Below are 16,411 nucleotides of genomic sequence, written 5' to 3'. Positions count from 1 at the left end.
AAAAAAATACATATTTTCGTTCAGTCTGTGCAAACTACATCTAAAAAAGTTTTTTTGGATAGGTTGTATATATTTTCAGAAAAGTGTTCAGAATGTTGCTGAGGTGATGAAACAATGAGAGAGGAAGAAAAGAAAACTTCTCAAGTCAAAAAACTTCAGCAGTTTTTTCGTAAACGCTGGGTGTTCCCTGCAATTTACTTAGTCAGTGCGGCCGTCATTTTAACAGCTGTCCTTTGGTATCAATCAGTATCAAATGATGAGGTGAAGGATCAGTTGTCTGATAACGGCGGAAACTCCGCATATGACAACAACGACGATGCAGTTGAAGTAGGAAAGTCAATGGAAAATGTCGCAATGCCGGTTGTTGATTCTGAAAACGTTTCTGTTGTGAAAAAGTTCTATGAAACCGATGCCGCAAAAGAAGAGAAAGAAGCAGCACTCGTTACCTATAATAACACGTACAGCCTAAGCAAAGGAATTGACTTAGCTGAGAAAGACGGAAAAGATTTCGATGTCTCTGCTTCTCTGAGCGGTACGGTTGTTAAAGCTGAAAAAGATCCAGTGCTGGGATATGTTGTGGAAGTAGAACATGCCGACGGTTTATCGACTGTGTATCAATCTCTTTCCGAAGTAAGCGTTGAGCAAGGTGACAAAGTAAAACAAAATCAAGTGATCGGAAAATCTGGCAAGAACCTTTACAGTGAAGATAGCGGAAACCACGTGCACTTTGAAATCCGTAAAGATGGGGTCGCAATGAATCCGTTAAACTTTATGGACAAACCAGTTTCTTCTATTGAAAAAGCAGCAGCAGCTGAAGAAAAAGCTACCACCCAAGAAACAGAGGAATCCATTCAGCAATCTTCCGAGAAAAAGGACGGATCAACTGAAAAAGGAACAGAAGAAAAATCCGGTGAGAAAAAGGATGATTCAACTGACAAATCTGGTTCCAAAGAAAGCAGCACAACAGAAGACACTGAACAGTCTTAATGAAGAAAACGTCTATCCTTGTGATGGGCGTTTTTTTCTGTTACTTTTTGCTTTGTTTTACCGTCTATGTAGTTACATGTAGGCACGTACGTTATAAAGGAGGTTATGTCATGAACCGCCTATTGCTCGCAGGCTGGATATTTTTTATCCTGCTTTCTGTCTGTACGGAAAGCTTCAGCGGCATGGTCGTATCGCAAACGGTGGCTTTTCATTTTCAGCCGCACCCTGATCTGTCTCAATTTTTAGTTATGGATTTTACTGAGCTTACTGTCCCTGAAGCGTTTATTCAAAAAATCGGACACGCGTTTTCCTTCTTTGTGCTGACATATTTGCTATGGAGACAGCGGGGCAGCATAAGATCAGCTGCAGCCGGTTCATTCGCGTTTGCTTTTTTCACAGAAGTTCTTCAGCTCTTCTTCAGCAGGAATGGTTGTATCCGGGATGTGCTCATCGATGCTGTTGGAATTGGATTGTTTTATGGTTTATATGTGTTGGCGAAGCGAAGAAAACAAGAGATGTATGAGAAATATTAAAGCCGGCTGTCTTGATTAAAGACGCCGGCTTTTGTCTTTCTTAGAAATTTTGATCGGTTGGTTTTTTCGTCAGTTTATTGATAATGGTTTCATAAATCCTCACGACCAAATCGACGAACGGGCGAAGCAGATCTGAAAATCTAAAGAAAAGGAACCCGATAATGATGGCGACAACGAGGCTGCCTAATACATCTACCGGATAGTGATGTCCCACCCAAATTCTCGAAAAGCCTGTCAAAAGCCCAAAAATGACAAGCGGCCAGCCGATTTTGCGGTTTCTGAAAAGCATCGCAATAGAAATCGCTAATGCACCTGTCGTGTGGTCACTTGGAAATGAAGCATCCGCAGCATGCGGAATCAGTGTATGCACTGTATGCGCAACGAACGGGCGCGGTTCGAAATAAACAAGCGTAATCAAATAGTTGATCACAAGGCCTGCAATTCCTGTGATGCCTGCGTATAGCACATGTTTTCTGCTTTGTGTGTTCCCAAACAGCCAGATTGCCAATAGGATAAGGGCATAGGCGACAATGGCATATTCCGTGATGAAGACCATAATGGAATCGAGAACTGAATTGTGATGAGATAGTCCATGGATTGCTTTAAAAATTTCGTAGTTCAAATAATCACCTTTTACATTTTTATATTTAGTAGACTAATCTTACTCATGAAAAGTTTCAAATAAAAATAGAGATTGTCTGAAATAACGGCGCTTGAAGAGAATTCGAAGAGGAATCGCGGTTTCTGGGGGGATTCTGTGCACAAAAAAAGAGATCCGGAGTGTCCGAATCTCGTACCGATATTAAAGTGCTTCAGGTCCTTCTTCGCCTGTGCGGATGTTGATCGTATTGCTGATTTCATAGACAAATATTTTACCGTCACCCGGTGATCCCGTTTTCAGCACCCTTTTAGCGGTCTCAGTCACTTGATCAACAGGAACCTTGCTGACCACAATTTCTATTTTTAAACGCTCGTATACATTGCTTTCTATTTTTACCCCTCGATAGAGCTCCGTATGTGCTTTTTGAAGGCCGCAGCCGTGTACATTGGAGAAAGTCAGAGAGGTCACTCCGATTTTTCCGAGTTCCTGCTTCAGCTTTTCAAAATTTGCCGGACGCGTTACAATTTCTACCTTGAACATTTGACCGCTCATAGCGTCACTCCTCACATAGAATCTTGATATGCTTTTTCCCCGTGCATCGTTAAGTCAAGCCCAAGTGACTCTTCTTCTTCAGTTGCGCGAAGGGGAAGGAAGAGGCTTACAAATTTAATAATAACGAAAGTGACAATAAATACAAAAACATAAGTGGCGGCGATGGCGACGATTTGTTTCCAGATTAAGCTTGCATCACCGTAAAATAACCCATCTGCGCCCGCTGAGTTAACAGAGGTTGTTGCGAATAATCCTGTTGCGATTCCGCCCCATGTGCCGCCGATCCCGTGCAGGCCAAAGGCGTCAAGCGCGTCGTCGTATCCGAATTTCTTTTTAAGCGAGAATACTCCCCAGAAACAAACAGCTCCGCCGATGATGCCGATAATAATGGAAGCGAACGGTGTGACAAATCCGGCAGCCGGCGTAATGGCGACAAGCCCGGCGATTGCGCCAGATACCGCTCCGAGCATTGTCGGTTTTTTGTTAATGATCCATTCTACTAAGATCCAGCCGGCGATCCCGGCTGCAGCCGCGGTGTTTGTGTTGATGAACGCGTACATGGCTACACCATCTAAAGTCAAAGCGCTGCCGACGTTAAAGCCGAACCAGCCGAACCAAATCAAAGCTCCTCCTAAGAAGGTGTAAATGAGGTTATGCGGAGAAGACGCTGTGCCGTCTTTCCGTTTGCCTAGCACAATGGCAAGAACAAGTCCTGCCACACCGGAGGAAATATGAACAACATTGCCGCCGGCGAAATCGAGCGCTCCAAGCTGGCCGATCCAGCCGCCGCCCCATACCCAGTGCGCTACGGGTGTGTAAACCAAAGAGGCCCATAAAACCGAGAATAAAAGAAAAGCGCCGAATCGCATCCGCTCTGCGAAAGCCCCGGAAATAATCGCTGTAGTCAGAACGGCGAACGTCATTTGGAACATCATAAATAACGAGTGGGGAATGGTATCGCTGTAATCTCCCGGATCAAATCCGACCCCTTTGAGGCCTGCCCACTCCAGCCCGCCGATGATTGAATTGCCTGGTGCGAAGGCAAGTGTATATCCGAACAGCACCCAAACGATGGAAACGATGGCAATGGAAGAGAAACTGTGCATGGCAGTGCTCAGCACATTTTTGCTCTTTACCATTCCTCCATAAAATAACGCTAATCCCGGGGTCATCAGCCACACGAGTAAAGCGCAAAAGAACATAAAAACTGTATCGCCCATTTGCATGTCTCATTCCTCCGTATCTTTCAGAATAAAAAGCAATTATTATATTTCTTCATTATAGAGAAAAAAGAATGATAAAACATTTTCATGTAAGATTTCCTGACATGGTTTTTAAGGAATGTTATCGAGGGACGGAAAGGAAGGAGAATGGCATTTTTTGCGATATAAGACTTTGTATCTATAAAAGAAGCTATTCATATGAGCTGAAAAGGGAATTGACATTAATTAGAATACTCTATACTGTATTAAGTGTACTACATCAAATAATACACTGAGGGGGATGTATGATGAATAAAGGCGGCAGGCTGAGGAAAGCGGTACGCAAGTCGATTCCCGCGACGTTCCGATTGTTTTTAGCCTTTAATTTTTTCGTGTACGGTCTGGCGAAAGTGGTAATTGGCCAGTTTGGCGAGGTGACGCCTGAAATCGAGGCGGCTGCCGGGAAGGGGTTTACGATCGCGTGGACATTTTTCGGTTATTCTCATGTCTATGAACTGTTTATAGGTTTTGGTGAAATCCTGGCAGCTGTTTTATTACTGATTCCGCGAACGGCTGCATTAGGGGCGGTTATTTTTATGCCCATTATTGTGAACATCGTCTTGATTAACTATTGTTTTGATATTGGCGTGCAGGATCTTAGCACGATATTAATGGTTATGTGTCTTATCCTGCTTTGGATGGACCGCCGCAAATTCATGGGCATTTTCAGGCAGGAACCGATAGACAGCAGGCAGGTGATGAAGCGATGACGCCCCTTATGATTACTGTGCTTGCCGGTTTGTTCGTATGCACAACCTGTTACTACTACATAAAAGAAAAATCATGAGAAAACGCTCCTTCTGAGAATTTCACAAGCATCATAAAAGAACTTAGGCAGTGTGAAGAGTAAAATATGCAATGTGAGAAACACTAACAGTATCAGGAGGAGACGTATGATGAATACACTCAACATTGATTTTCAAAAAACAGCATTGGTTATCATTGATTTACAAAAGGGAATTGTGCCGATTGATCAAAGCGGCCAGGTTGTCCCGAACGCGAAAAAGCTCGTAGATGAATTTCGGAAACATAACGGGTTCATCAGCTTTGTAAATGTAGCCTTTCATGATGGAGCGGACGCCCTGAAGCCGCAAACGGATGAGCCTGCGCAGGGAGGTTCAGGGAAAATGCCGGCGGACTGGGCCGAATTTGTTCCGGAAATCGGTGTGCAGGATGGCGATTATACTGTGACAAAACGGCAATGGGGTGCTTTTTTTGGCACAGATTTAGACTTGCAGCTCAGACGCCGCGGCATTGATACGATTGTATTGTGCGGCATCGCAACGAATATCGGGGTGGAAAGCACAGCACGGGAGGCATTTCAGCTTGGCTATCAGCAGATTTTTATTACAGATGCCATGTCCACATTTAGCGATGAAGAGCATGAAGCCACACTGCGCTTTATTTTCCCGAGAATCGGTAAATCGCGAACGACGGAAGAGTTTCTGGAACAAGTGAAATGATGTTGTCGAAAAAAAGCCGGGCTGTTTTTTTAACAGCGGTGGCTTCGGGAACAATGCTGAATCCGCTGAACTCGTCTATGATCTCTCTTGCGCTCCATAGCATCCAGCATGAGTTTCACCTCTCGTTTACAACGGTTTCCTGGCTGATTTCCTCGTTTTACTTGGCGAGTGCCGTAGCACAGCCCGTAACGGGAAAGCTCGGTGATTTGATTGGGCGGAAACGCTTGTTTTTATTCGGGCTTATTCTTGTTGCGATTTCTGCCATCGGGGCGCCGTTTGCGCCGACGTTTATGACATTATTGGTCATGCGGCTGTTTCAATCGGTGGGGAGCAGTGCGATTTATCCGTCAGGTGTCGGCTTGATTCGGAATCATATTCATGAGCGCCAAGCTTCAGCCTTGGCTGTACTCTCTATATTTGCGTCCGCCATGACGGCGCTGGGGCCGACAGTCGGCGGTTTTTTGATTGTATGGGGAGGCTGGCCGGCGATCTTTATCGTTAATTTGCCGTTTATTATCCTCAGCTTCTTATTGGGCCTGTATATGTTCCCGAAAGATCAGAAAAAAGGGGCAGGAATCAAAACCATTATTCGGCAGCTCGACATTCTTGGAATTGTTTTATTTGCCGGGGGAATCATTTTCCTTCTATCCTTTTTGCTGTCGTTCAGCACGTCGCCGCATGCGGTTGAAGGTGTGCTTGGCTTGCTTCTGCTCTGTGCGTTTGTCTGGCGTGAGCTGAAAACGGATAAGCCGTTTATTGATGTCCGTCTGTTTAAAACACAGCGAAACCTGTCAGCCGTGTATGTTCAGTTTATTTTACTGAATGTTTTCTTCTATTGTTTATTCTTTGGTCTGCCAAGTTACTTTCAGGATGAAATGCATCTTTCTGTTCAAACGAGCGGCCTGTTTATGCTGTTTATGTCTGGAATGAGCATCGTTGTGTCACCTCTAACTGGCAAATGGATCGACCGATCTGGTGTCGTCAAGCCAATCTTTGCGGGAGCGCTTTTGATGACGGCTGGAGCCGTGCTCTTAACCATCTTTTTTATCAATGTCCAGACCATCGGTAAAGGCCTCATTCTATCGCTCTTGGGTATAGGCTACGGACTGGGAAATGTCGCGCTTCAGGCAGCGATGCTGAAAACGAGTCCTTCCAACATGGTAGGAACGACTTCAGGCCTGTTTCAAACCTGCCGTTACCTAGGATCGATTTTGTCTTCGGTGATCCTTGGCATTCTTTTTGGTAAAGAAATCACGGCAGCCCATTTTGATATGATGGGAATCATTATGATTATAGCGGGCGGAGCAAGCCTGTTAATGGCTGTGAGATTTGCTGCATTAATGAAAACTGCATCTTAAGAAAGAGGCGGGCTCTGAGGTCTGTCTCTTTTTCTTGTTTAAGCTGTTCAAATACAAACGGGAAAATTGTATATCATAGCCAGTGTTATTGTCTGACTCTTCAGTTATATTAAGTGACATCTAATGTCAAAAAACATAACGTGATGACATATAGACAATATGGAAAGGGGAGCCGGCTATGAAATTAAAAGAGAGTCAGCAGCAATCCAACAGGCTGAGCAATGAAGATCTGGTGCCTTTGGGACAGGAAAAACGGACGTGGAAAGCAATGAACTTTGCCTCCATTTGGATGGGATGTATACATAACATACCGACCTACGCGACCGTGGGAGGATTAATTGCGATCGGCCTTTCGCCTTGGCAGGTGCTGGCGATCATTATTACGGCATCACTTATCCTATTTGGCGCTCTTGCCTTAAACGGCCATGCGGGGACAAAATATGGGCTGCCGTTTCCCGTGATCATTCGGGCTTCTTACGGGATATACGGCGCGAATATCCCCGCGCTTCTAAGGGCGTTTACAGCTATCATGTGGCTTGGCATCCAGACATTTGCGGGTAGCACGGCACTGAACATTTTGCTTTTGAATATGTGGCCAGGCTGGGGAGAAATTGGCGGCGAGTGGAACATTCTCGGCATTCACTTGTCCGGTTTGCTTTCCTTTGTATTCTTTTGGGCCATTCATTTACTTGTATTGCATCACGGCATGGAGTCGATTAAACGTTTTGAGGTGTGGGCAGGGCCTTTAGTGTATCTGGTATTTGGCGGCATGGTATGGTGGGCCGTTGATATTGCTGGAGGATTGGGCCCGATATACTCTCAACCAGGAAAGTTTCATACGTTTTCAGAAACATTCTGGCCGTTTGCTGCCGGAGTTACTGGCATCATCGGCATCTGGGCGACATTGATCTTAAATATACCTGATTTTACACGGTTTGCTGAAACACAAAAAGAGCAAATCAAAGGACAATTTTACGGCTTGCCGGGAACGTTTGCGCTGTTCGCATTCGCCAGTATTACGGTGACCTCCGGCTCGCAGGTCGCGTTCGGAGAGCCGATTTGGGATGTTGTCGATATTTTGGCGCGGTTTGATAACCCTTATGTCATCGTCTTGTCCGTGATCACGCTCTGCATCGCCACGATCTCTGTAAATGTCGCGGCGAACATCGTATCGCCCGCTTATGATATAGCGAATGCCCTGCCGAAATATATCAATTTCAAACGTGGCAGCTTTATCACAGCGTTGCTCGCTTTATTTACGGTTCCATGGAAGCTGATGGAGAGCGCGACAAGCGTGTATGCGTTTCTTGGCTTAATAGGCGGCATGCTTGGACCGGTGGCAGGCGTGATGATGGCCGACTATTTTATCATTCGCAAACGTGAGCTCTCGGTAGATGACCTGTATTCCGAAACAGGACGGTATGTGTATTGGAAGGGCTACAATTACCGTGCGTTTGCAGCCACAATGTTAGGAGCGCTGATTTCGCTGATTGGCATGTATGTTCCTGTATTGAAGAGCTTATACGATATTTCTTGGTTTGTAGGTGTGCTGATTTCCTTTCTTTTCTACATTGTTCTGATGCGTGTTCACCCGCCTGCATCATTGGCAATTGAAACAGTTGAACATGCGCAGGTCCGCCAGGCTGAATAAGATCTATTTAGACGGTATATTTTCATATTTTTGAAATGGTTTTCCATAAATAGAACATTTATAATGGTTTTAGAAATCTATTCTAAAACGAAATGGGAATCGAAAATGAGAAAATGGTATTTTATTCTTTTGGCGGGTGTTTTAACGTCTGTCATCCTCGCTTTCGTTTATGATAAGACAAAAGCGAATGAGGAAGGATCTGGGGATTATCTGTATGTTTCGCCAAATGGCAGTGATCAAAATGAAGGAACAAAAGAAAAGCCGTTTCGTACATTGGCACACGCATCTGAGAAGGCTGCTGCCGGCACAACTGTCATGATTCGGGAGGGCACGTATCATGAGACCCTTGATGTAAAGCACAGCGGTACGGACGGAAAGCCTATCACATTCCGAAACTATGAAAATGAAAACGTCGTGATTAGCGGTGAATCCGTTGCGAACGCTGAATATGAAACACCGCTTATTCGTATTCACGATAAACATGACATTGCCATCAGCGGTTTAACAATTCAAGATCTTTCTGTTTCATCTGAGGAAGCAACTGCTATAGGGATTTATGTATCAGGGTCCAGCAGTCATATCGCCATTAAGGATAATCACATCCGGGGGATTAAGACAACAGCGGATGAAGGAAATGCTCACGGAATCGCAGTTTATGGGACTGGCAGCATGAAAGACATCCGAATCGAGGACAATACAGTTGAGAAACTGACGCTTGGAGCGAGTGAAGCAGTTGTGCTGAACGGTAATATCGACGGCTTCACAGTTGCAGGCAATGTGGTCCGCAACAATAATAACATCGGGATTGATCTAATTGGTTATGAGGGAACCGCGGATAAAAACGATTACGTGCGAAACGGAGTCGTAGAAAACAATACAGTTTATCAAAACTCCACTTACGGCAATCCTGCTTATGGAGATGAATACTCAGCGGGCGGGATTTATGTCGATGGAGGACACGATATCGAAATTAAGAACAACACAGTTTACGATAACGATATTGGGATTGAAGCAACGTCTGAACACAAAGGAAAGCATGCAAATGCCATTCAGATCACAGACAACAAAGTGTACAACAATGCGTACACCGGTATTTCAATCGGAGGATATGACAAAAAGCGGGGCGGCACCAGCAATTCTCTGATTGCCCGCAATATTATGTACCGGAATGACACAAAGGGACTGTACGGCGGACAGCTGCTGCTGCAGTACGATACGAAAAACAACACAATTGAAAAGAATATATTGACGGCCGGTGATTCCAGATTATTTATCGGAAACGATTTTACAGAAAATGAAGGAAATACGGTCAATCATAACGTGTACCACAAGGAAGCGGATCAAGACGGCATATGGATGTGGAAAAAGAAAGAATATGATTCATTTTCGTCGTATCGAAAAGCAACAAAAAACGATCAGCAATCCATTTATGCCGATCCGATGTTTCGTGATGAAGCGTCCTATGATTTTTCGTTAGATCCTGATTCTCCTGCGCGGCCTGTCATTGAATAATTGCTATAAGCGGCGTTCTCTTAGAGAGCGCCGTTTTTTATATGTAAAAAAGACTGCCGGGATTTCCCGGCAGTCTGACAAGTTATTCTGCAATTGACACTTTTCCTTCAGCCTCTGCAGGTTTTTTCTGGCTCCACGTGTAGAGGAGCAGGGCAATTAAAACGAACAGCCCCGCTGTTAAATAAATGGCAGAGAAGCCGGCAGATGCTACAAACAATCCGAATACATACGATCCTACAGCAATTCCGCTGTCAAAGAAGGTAAAGAACGTTGCCGTCGCAAAACCGGAGCGGTGAGCCGGAGATTTCTGAATCGCCAATGTTTGCATGCAAGGAACGATTGATCCGTAGCCAAGACCGATAACCGCCCCTGAAAGCAGAAGCATTAAGCCGCTATGTGTGAAGGACAGCATGCAGAGTCCAACAGAGAAAATCAGGATTGATGGATAAATGACAATGCCCGGTCCGACTTTGTCGAACAATTTCCCTGTGAACGGGCGTGCAATCATCATTGTCACCGCAAAACAAACAAAGAAATATCCGCTGATATCCGAAAGGTCAACTGATTTGGCGAATACAGACAGATATGATGTGACTGTTGAATAACAGAAAGAAATAAACAAACCGACCGTCGCAATTTTGAGTGCGCCCTTTTCAAACATATCCGAGAACGCAAAACGGAATACAGTCGTACCGCTGTCCTTACTTTGCGGCACTTTTATCAAGAACGAAACAAGTAAGCCCGCAACCATAAATAGCGCAAAGGCTGTAAAGAATACAGGAAAGCTTACCACTCTCATCAAATTCAGACCAAGGAAAGGCCCGATCGCCATAGCGAGGTTCATAGACATGGCAAAGTATCCAAGCCCTTCACCGCGCCGTTTGGCTGGAATAATATCAGCGGCAATTGCACCTGTAACAGTCGTTAAAATGCTGAACCAAATCCCTTGGAAGAACCGCAATCCGAGCAGCAGGGAAAAGTTATGAATCGGCATATACAGAAAAGATGATAGGGCGAAGAGCGCCATTGATACAATCGCCATTCTTTTCTTCCCGAAACGCTCAACGATGGCTCCGGAGAAAGGCCGTGTAATGATCGCAGACAGAAGGAACAGGCTGATTAAAAGCCCGCCTTGTGATTCTGTGCCGCCAAGCTCTTGCAGCGTATAGATCGGCAATACAGTTAAAAATGTATAAAAGAACACAAACACAAATAAATTGACAAGCAGGACCATAATAAAATCCTTGGTCCATATCGCATCCGCTTTTTTCAAATGTATGTCACTTCCTTATTTTCATTGTTGTAAAAACATGCGGAATAAATGAGAAAAAGCTTCTTTATCTTCATCCCGGAAATCAGCAAGCAGCTCTTCCTCGAATTTCAGCATTTTCACATTGATTTCTTCGTATTTTTTCTCGGCTTCTTTTGTGAGGACAACAAGTTTTTCCCGTTTGTCTTCACCTTGCCGTCTCTGAACCCAGCCGTTCTCCTCCAGGCGTTTGATCGTCCGAGTCACAGTCGGCGCTTCCACATTTAAATAGGACCAAATCTCTTTTTGAGTCATTGGTCCGATCGTACGCAAACAATATAAAACTGACCATTGAGATGAATAAAGGCCGAATGGCTCTAGCTGTTCATTGGCTTTCTTGGCAATCAGGCGGGCGCTTTGGTTGATTTGATGAATGAGGTGTCTGTTGACGTAGGACATGTCGGTCTCCTTCTAAAAAACTTACCTAAGTAACTAATTGCTTATTTCATTTTACAGGAGCGATCGATAGTTGTAAAGGTGAAAATTTAGTGACGCGAAATAGTTTGCTGAATCTGAAAAAGTTCGTTTCACCCCTTGTCCTTATTGAGTTTTTAGCATATTCCCAAAAGAATGCTAATACACTGTTACAAACCTAACAAAGAGAGTGTTTGAGGTGAGGGATCGTGGGCATATTTCACAAACTTACTTTTAAAACCATACAACGAAGAAGCGGCATAATGAACGACTCTTTACAGAATACGGATCTCATTTCACACTTCTCACATCCATTTTAGGGAGGTCGAGTGGTGTGCACGATTACATCAAAGAGCGAACAATCAAGATAGGGAAGTACATCGTGGAGACAAAGAAAACCGTTCGTGTCATTGCGAAGGAATTTGGTGTTTCCAAAAGTACAGTACACAAGGATTTAACAGAGCGTCTGCCTGAAATTAACCCCGACTTGGCAAACGAAGTGAAAGAAATACTCGATTATCATAAATCCATCAGGCATTTAAGAGGAGGAGAAGCGACAAAGCTCAAATATAAAAAAGATGAAATTCTCGAAGGAGAGCCTGTTCAGCAATCGTAATCACCTGGCATTGCCTTCTTGAAATCGTTCATAAAACATCCGCAAAAATTTGTAAAGAACTTATTGTGCTTCCAACTTTTTTTCTATATTTTATGATAATATATATAATTAGGGCACAATGTGGATATTTACTGTGAAACAGATTTTCAAGGAGGATATAAATAGATGTTTGCAAGGGATATTGGTATTGACCTCGGTACTGCAAATGTACTGATCCATGTTAAAGGTAAAGGAATTGTTCTGAATGAACCTTCCGTTGTTGCACTTGATAAAAACAGCGGCAAAGTGCTGGCGGTTGGCGAAGAGGCAAGACGAATGGTTGGACGTACACCTGGGAATATTGTTGCGATTCGCCCGCTGAAAGACGGAGTTATTGCTGACTTTGAAGTAACAGAAGCAATGCTGAAACATTTTATTAACAAGCTGAATGTAAAAGGCCTGTTCTCAAAGCCGCGCATGCTCATTTGCTGCCCGACGAATATTACATCCGTTGAGCAAAAAGCAATCAAAGAAGCTGCAGAAAAAAGCGGCGGGAAACATGTGTACCTTGAAGAAGAACCTAAAGTTGCCGCTATCGGCGCGGGTATGGAAATATTCCAGCCAAGCGGTAACATGGTTGTAGACATCGGAGGCGGGACGACGGATATCGCGGTTATTTCAATGGGCGATATTGTCACCTCCTCTTCTATTAAAATGGCTGGGGACAAGTTTGACATGGAAATCTTAAATTATATCAAACGCGAGTACAAGCTGCTGATCGGCGAACGTACTGCGGAGGATATTAAGATTAAAGTCGCAACTGTTTTCCCAGACGCACGTCACGAGGAAATTTCCATTCGCGGACGGGACATGGTTTCCGGTCTTCCAAGAACAATTACAGTAAACAGTAAAGAAGTTGAAGAAGCCCTTCGTGAATCTGTCGCTGTTATTGTTCAGGCTGCGAAACAAGTGCTCGAAAGAACACCGCCTGAACTTTCTGCTGATATTATTGACCGCGGCGTTATTATTACCGGCGGAGGCGCGCTCTTAAACGGCCTTGACCAGCTGCTTGCTGAAGAGCTGAAGGTACCGGTCCTCGTTGCTGAAAATCCTATGGATTGCGTAGCCATCGGCACAGGTGTCATGCTTGATAATATGGACAAGCTTCCTAAACGCAAACTAAGCTGATTTCACAAACCTCATTCTGCAAAAAGAATGAGGTTTTTTTATGAAAAAGCCTTCACGAAAAGATGTTAAATGACGATAATAGGATAAAATACTGAGTTTTTATTATAGAACGAACGTTCTTATATGACAACTGGAAAAAATGCCATTTTTAGAGGTGGGAAATTTGTTAAAAGGATTATATACAGCAACATCCGCAATGATTGCCCAGCAGCGAAGAACGGAAATGCTTTCAAATAATATTGCTAACGCAAATACATCAGGATATAAAGCTGATCAAGGCTCGATGCGCGCGTTCCCTGAGATGCTGCTTAGCAGAATAGAATCAAAATCTCCGGCCGGGACATCAAGGACGGAAATCGGTTCCGTGAATACCGGAGTATATATGCAGGAGCTCAAGCCTCTCTTTACACAGGGAAGCCTGAAGTCCACAGACCAGCCTACAGACATTGCATTGATCGAAAATCAAGTTCCGATGAATGCGGAAACCAATGAAAAAGCTGCTCTGTTTTATCCGGTTCAAACAGCGGATGGAATCCGTTATTCAAAAAGCAGCACATTTTCACTAAATGAGAACAATCAGCTGACGATCAACGGACGCCCTATTTTATCGACGGATCGCCAGCCAATCACTGTTGATAATGAGAATTTCACTGTGTCTGAAAACGGTACTGTGACAACGAACGGACGCACAGCCGGCCAGATTGATGTCAGAATGGCGGAAGATGTCCGCAATCTCAAACGGGACGGAAATGATTTGTACAGCACGGCGGACGGTAATGATCTGCCAAGCGCAGTCGGAAATAATCAGGTATCCTATTCATTAAAACAAGGCGTCTCAGAGCTTTCAAACGTGGATGTGACAAGCGCCTATACAGAAATGACTGAAGCGTACAGATCGTTTGAGGCGAATCAGAAGGTTATTCAGGCTTACGATAAAAGTATGGATAAAGCAGCAAATGAAATTGGAAAAATTTAAGATAACGGAAGAAAAAACGGGGGACATCAACTATGCTCAGGTCAATGCTAACGGCATCAACAACCTTAAACCAGCTGCAGCAGCAGATTGACACAATCAGCAGCAACCTTTCAAACAGCAACACAATCGGCTATAAGGCAAAAGATACGAATTTTTCTGAGCTTGTCAGACAGCAATTCGATCAGGTTGATGAAAAAAACGAGGAAGTGGCAAAAGCCCGAAAAACGCCGCCCGGCTTGCGCCTTGGCGTCGGAGCGATGATGAATTCACGCCTGGTCTCTGATCAAGGAAGCATTCAGAAGACCGATCGCGATCTGGATATCGCATTTACGTCTCCATACCAGTATCTTCAGGTAAATGTAAATGGAAACCGCCAGTATACGAGAGACGGAGCATTATATTTAACGCCTTCAGCCAATAATGCCAACCAGCTGCAGCTCGTCACTGGAAATGGGTATCCCGTACTTGATGAGAACGGCAATACAGTGAACATCGACAGCTCAATGAAGAATATCACCATCAATAAGAACGGCACCTTAACCGCATCTGACGGAAACGCGGTTCAGCGGTTTAATCTTGGCGTTGTCCAAGTGAATAACCCTCAAGAGCTGAAATCCGAAGGGAATAACCTTTTCTCTATTGATAATGCGGCAGCTTTTGAAGAGCTGAACGGCGCTAATAGACAAAACATCGGCATGCAGCAGGGCTCACTTGAGATGTCCAATGTCGATATTTCAGAACAAATGACAGATTTGATTACGTCCCAGCGTTCATATCAGCTGAACAGCAGAACGATCACAATGGGAGATCAAATGCTCGGTTTAATCAATTCAGTCAGATAATAAGAAAATGGGCGTTTTTCAATCAGCCGCGCATGATAAAAAAAGCGGCTTTTTCGAAATCGTCCTTTTTTTTGTAGTATTCCGTAATATCTTCTAACAGCACTTCTAAATCCACCCACGCCTCGATTTTTTCTAATTCAAGCACATATTCGAGCAGCTGCTCATAGGGATCTTCCACTGAGGTGTAGAGGGCTTCAAGCGTTTTTAATTTTAAATAAATGGTTTGAATGTCTACCTTTTCAGATAATTCTTTTCCTTTTTGAAGGACGGCTTTAGCTTCTGTGATGTTTCCTGTTTTAAAAAGCGCTCTGACAGACTCGTACACACAATGAAGATATGAGACTGGTGAATTCATTTCAAATTCTTGATTCTTTAATACTTTCCTAAAGTAAAGAAGCGCTTCCTGGTCTTTTTTCTCGGTCGCTTTTAAAAAGCCAAGGTTATAATAAGCATGGCATAGCAGGTTTTCGTCATGTAGTTGCTGGGTTTTCTTAATGATTTCTTTGAAAAGCTGTTCAGCTTTTTCATAGCGTTCTTGATCAATATAATTCACGGCGAGCAAAAGTTTACAGGTGATTACCTTTTTGATATAGCCGAATTGGTGCAAATAGATGTGTAATGCTTTTTTGACGTATTGGACGGAAAGCGGCGGTGATTTCATCAAGTAATAGGCGCCGGCGGTTTGATAATATAAATCAGCGGCTTCAAACGTATTGTGAATGGCGGCCAGGTACTGTTCAGCTTTTTTAAAATGATGTACTGCATGTTTCGGAGCTGTTTTTACCATCTCATATAACCCAGAGAAAAAATACAGATAATATTTCAATTCATCATCCATTTTGTCTTCCAAGCCATATAGGTCATCGAACAATGAATCGAGTCCGTTCTGGTTTTCAAAAAGCAGCTGATGGCGGGCCTGAAACAATTGATAACGCATCCAAAGTTTTGTGTTCTTTTTGATCTTTGGAAGGTGCTGATCAATTTTCTCTTTCAGTGTGCAAACGTGATTCATTTTGCGTTTGCTCATTGCGGAATACCACTCGTCTAACATGTTTAGCATTCTTTTTTCAATAAACTTCGAAATCATTTTCCTACCTCTTTGCTATTGGTAAAATCTATAATTATCATATCATAACTTTTGACGGCTCTCATTGACAGTTGGTTACAT

General features: G+C 43.8%; 18 protein-coding genes. 12 read left to right on the top strand and 6 right to left on the bottom strand.

Translation table 11 applies throughout. The annotated features are described in order from the left end of the window. Positions 1-114: 114 nt before the first annotated feature. Together spoIIQ and MKY50_RS18840 are read left to right on the top strand one after the other, a co-directional pair. On the top strand, positions 115-987 hold the full coding sequence (spoIIQ, locus tag MKY50_RS18845; protein WP_341117109.1) for a stage II sporulation protein spoIIQ: 873 nt from the start codon (positions 115-117) through the stop codon (positions 985-987). 110 nt (positions 988-1,097) lie between these two features. Then, positions 1,098-1,520 (top strand): VanZ family protein, encoded by a 423-nt coding sequence (locus MKY50_RS18840; protein ID WP_128993498.1) that lies wholly within the window; start codon positions 1,098-1,100, stop codon positions 1,518-1,520. Positions 1,521-1,560: 40 nt separating this feature from the next. Here the strand turns inward: MKY50_RS18840 and bcrC are convergent, their stop codons facing one another. The 3 genes from bcrC to amtB form a co-directional block, all read right to left on the bottom strand. Beyond that, positions 1,561-2,142 (bottom strand): undecaprenyl-diphosphate phosphatase BcrC, encoded by a 582-nt coding sequence (gene bcrC / locus MKY50_RS18835; protein ID WP_024573494.1) that lies wholly within the window; start codon positions 2,140-2,142, stop codon positions 1,561-1,563. A 180-nt stretch (positions 2,143-2,322) separates the two neighbouring features. After that, complete coding sequence (locus MKY50_RS18830) at positions 2,323-2,673, bottom strand: P-II family nitrogen regulator (RefSeq protein WP_003221829.1); 351 nt, start codon at positions 2,671-2,673, stop codon at positions 2,323-2,325. Between the two features lie 11 nt (positions 2,674-2,684). Continuing rightward, positions 2,685-3,899, bottom strand: a complete 1,215-nt coding sequence (amtB, locus tag MKY50_RS18825) for an ammonium transporter AmtB (RefSeq protein ID WP_015251031.1) — start codon at positions 3,897-3,899, stop codon at positions 2,685-2,687. A gap of 281 nt (positions 3,900-4,180) precedes the next feature. On the opposite strand from amtB, the gene MKY50_RS18820 reads away from it, so the two are divergent. The 5 genes from MKY50_RS18820 to MKY50_RS18800 all read left to right on the top strand — a co-directional run bounded on the left by MKY50_RS18820 (position 4,181) and on the right by MKY50_RS18800 (position 9,919). Then, positions 4,181-4,645, top strand: a complete 465-nt coding sequence (locus MKY50_RS18820) for a hypothetical protein (protein WP_003244424.1) — start codon at positions 4,181-4,183, stop codon at positions 4,643-4,645. 183 nt (positions 4,646-4,828) lie between these two features. Next, positions 4,829-5,398 carry a hydrolase gene (locus MKY50_RS18815; RefSeq protein ID WP_015251033.1) on the top strand — a complete coding sequence of 190 codons (570 nt, stop codon included), beginning with the start codon at positions 4,829-4,831 and terminating at the stop codon, positions 5,396-5,398. Beyond that, on the top strand, positions 5,398-6,756 hold the full coding sequence (locus MKY50_RS18810) for an MFS transporter (RefSeq protein ID WP_185184162.1): 1,359 nt from the start codon (positions 5,398-5,400) through the stop codon (positions 6,754-6,756). Before MKY50_RS18815 ends, MKY50_RS18810 begins: the two co-directional genes overlap by 1 nt. A gap of 178 nt (positions 6,757-6,934) precedes the next feature. Then, a complete protein-coding gene (gene pucI / locus MKY50_RS18805; protein WP_003243156.1) occupies positions 6,935-8,407 on the top strand; it encodes an allantoin permease in 1,473 nt (490 codons plus the stop codon). A gap of 105 nt (positions 8,408-8,512) precedes the next feature. Beyond that, positions 8,513-9,919 (top strand): right-handed parallel beta-helix repeat-containing protein, encoded by a 1,407-nt coding sequence (locus MKY50_RS18800; protein ID WP_341117345.1) that lies wholly within the window; start codon positions 8,513-8,515, stop codon positions 9,917-9,919. A gap of 82 nt (positions 9,920-10,001) precedes the next feature. Here MKY50_RS18800 and MKY50_RS18795 read toward each other — a convergent pair whose 3' ends face one another. Further along, positions 10,002-11,192: an MFS transporter gene (locus tag MKY50_RS18795; protein ID WP_003227769.1), complete on the bottom strand. Its 1,191-nt coding sequence runs from the start codon at positions 11,190-11,192 to the stop codon at positions 10,002-10,004. Positions 11,193-11,213: 21 nt separating this feature from the next. Continuing rightward, entirely contained in the window at positions 11,214-11,627 is a 414-nt protein-coding gene (locus MKY50_RS18790; RefSeq protein WP_003227771.1) for a MarR family winged helix-turn-helix transcriptional regulator, read from the bottom strand. 224 nt (positions 11,628-11,851) lie between these two features. Between MKY50_RS18790 and MKY50_RS18785 the strand changes: the two genes are divergently transcribed. The 5 genes from MKY50_RS18785 to flhP all read left to right on the top strand — a co-directional run bounded on the left by MKY50_RS18785 (position 11,852) and on the right by flhP (position 15,243). Then, the gene (locus MKY50_RS18785; protein WP_010886628.1) at positions 11,852-11,962 is read left to right on the top strand and encodes a protein usd; all 111 of its coding nucleotides are present in this window, start codon (positions 11,852-11,854) and stop codon (positions 11,960-11,962) included. Positions 11,963-11,976: 14 nt separating this feature from the next. Continuing rightward, positions 11,977-12,258, top strand: coding sequence for a sporulation transcriptional regulator SpoIIID (gene spoIIID, locus MKY50_RS18780; protein ID WP_003221804.1), 282 nt, complete (start codon positions 11,977-11,979; stop codon positions 12,256-12,258). A gap of 165 nt (positions 12,259-12,423) precedes the next feature. Continuing rightward, positions 12,424-13,425, top strand: a complete 1,002-nt coding sequence (mbl, locus tag MKY50_RS18775; RefSeq protein WP_003227776.1) for a cell shape-determining protein Mbl — start codon at positions 12,424-12,426, stop codon at positions 13,423-13,425. A gap of 163 nt (positions 13,426-13,588) precedes the next feature. Next, positions 13,589-14,401, top strand: coding sequence for a flagellar hook-basal body complex protein FlhO (gene flhO, locus MKY50_RS18770; protein ID WP_341117107.1), 813 nt, complete (start codon positions 13,589-13,591; stop codon positions 14,399-14,401). 32 nt (positions 14,402-14,433) lie between these two features. After that, positions 14,434-15,243 (top strand): flagellar hook-basal body complex protein FlhP, encoded by an 810-nt coding sequence (gene flhP / locus MKY50_RS18765; RefSeq protein ID WP_341117106.1) that lies wholly within the window; start codon positions 14,434-14,436, stop codon positions 15,241-15,243. Between the two features lie 22 nt (positions 15,244-15,265). Here flhP and rapD read toward each other — a convergent pair whose 3' ends face one another. Next, positions 15,266-16,330 (bottom strand): aspartate phosphatase RapD, encoded by a 1,065-nt coding sequence (gene rapD / locus MKY50_RS18760; protein ID WP_015251038.1) that lies wholly within the window; start codon positions 16,328-16,330, stop codon positions 15,266-15,268. Between the last annotated feature and the right edge of the window lie 81 nt (positions 16,331-16,411).

The sequence above is a fragment of the Bacillus sp. FSL R7-0685 genome (assembly GCF_038002425.1).
Lineage (GTDB): Bacteria > Bacillota > Bacilli > Bacillales > Bacillaceae > Bacillus > Bacillus subtilis.
Note: the sequence above shows the minus strand (reverse complement) of the source record. Positions and strands in the feature narration are given on the sequence as shown.

What these genes read in the sequence shown, in the direction of transcription:
- spoIIQ (WP_341117109.1), top strand. Translation starts at nt 115, where the DNA reads ATGAGAGAGGAAGAAAAGAAAACTTCTCAAGTCAAAAAACTTCAGCAG.
- MKY50_RS18840 (WP_128993498.1), top strand. Translation starts at nt 1,098, where the DNA reads ATGAACCGCCTATTGCTCGCAGGCTGGATATTTTTTATCCTGCTTTCT.
- MKY50_RS18830 (WP_003221829.1), bottom strand. Translation starts at nt 2,673, where the DNA reads ATGAGCGGTCAAATGTTCAAGGTAGAAATTGTAACGCGTCCGGCAAAT.
- amtB (WP_015251031.1), bottom strand. Translation starts at nt 3,899, where the DNA reads ATGCAAATGGGCGATACAGTTTTTATGTTCTTTTGCGCTTTACTCGTG.
- MKY50_RS18820 (WP_003244424.1), top strand. Translation starts at nt 4,181, where the DNA reads ATGATGAATAAAGGCGGCAGGCTGAGGAAAGCGGTACGCAAGTCGATT.
- MKY50_RS18815 (WP_015251033.1), top strand. Translation starts at nt 4,829, where the DNA reads ATGATGAATACACTCAACATTGATTTTCAAAAAACAGCATTGGTTATC.
- MKY50_RS18810 (WP_185184162.1), top strand. Translation starts at nt 5,398, where the DNA reads ATGTTGTCGAAAAAAAGCCGGGCTGTTTTTTTAACAGCGGTGGCTTCG.
- pucI (WP_003243156.1), top strand. Translation starts at nt 6,935, where the DNA reads ATGAAATTAAAAGAGAGTCAGCAGCAATCCAACAGGCTGAGCAATGAA.
- MKY50_RS18800 (WP_341117345.1), top strand. Translation starts at nt 8,513, where the DNA reads ATGAGAAAATGGTATTTTATTCTTTTGGCGGGTGTTTTAACGTCTGTC.
- MKY50_RS18790 (WP_003227771.1), bottom strand. Translation starts at nt 11,627, where the DNA reads ATGTCCTACGTCAACAGACACCTCATTCATCAAATCAACCAAAGCGCC.
- mbl (WP_003227776.1), top strand. Translation starts at nt 12,424, where the DNA reads ATGTTTGCAAGGGATATTGGTATTGACCTCGGTACTGCAAATGTACTG.
- flhP (WP_341117106.1), top strand. Translation starts at nt 14,434, where the DNA reads ATGCTCAGGTCAATGCTAACGGCATCAACAACCTTAAACCAGCTGCAG.
- rapD (WP_015251038.1), bottom strand. Translation starts at nt 16,330, where the DNA reads ATGATTTCGAAGTTTATTGAAAAAAGAATGCTAAACATGTTAGACGAG.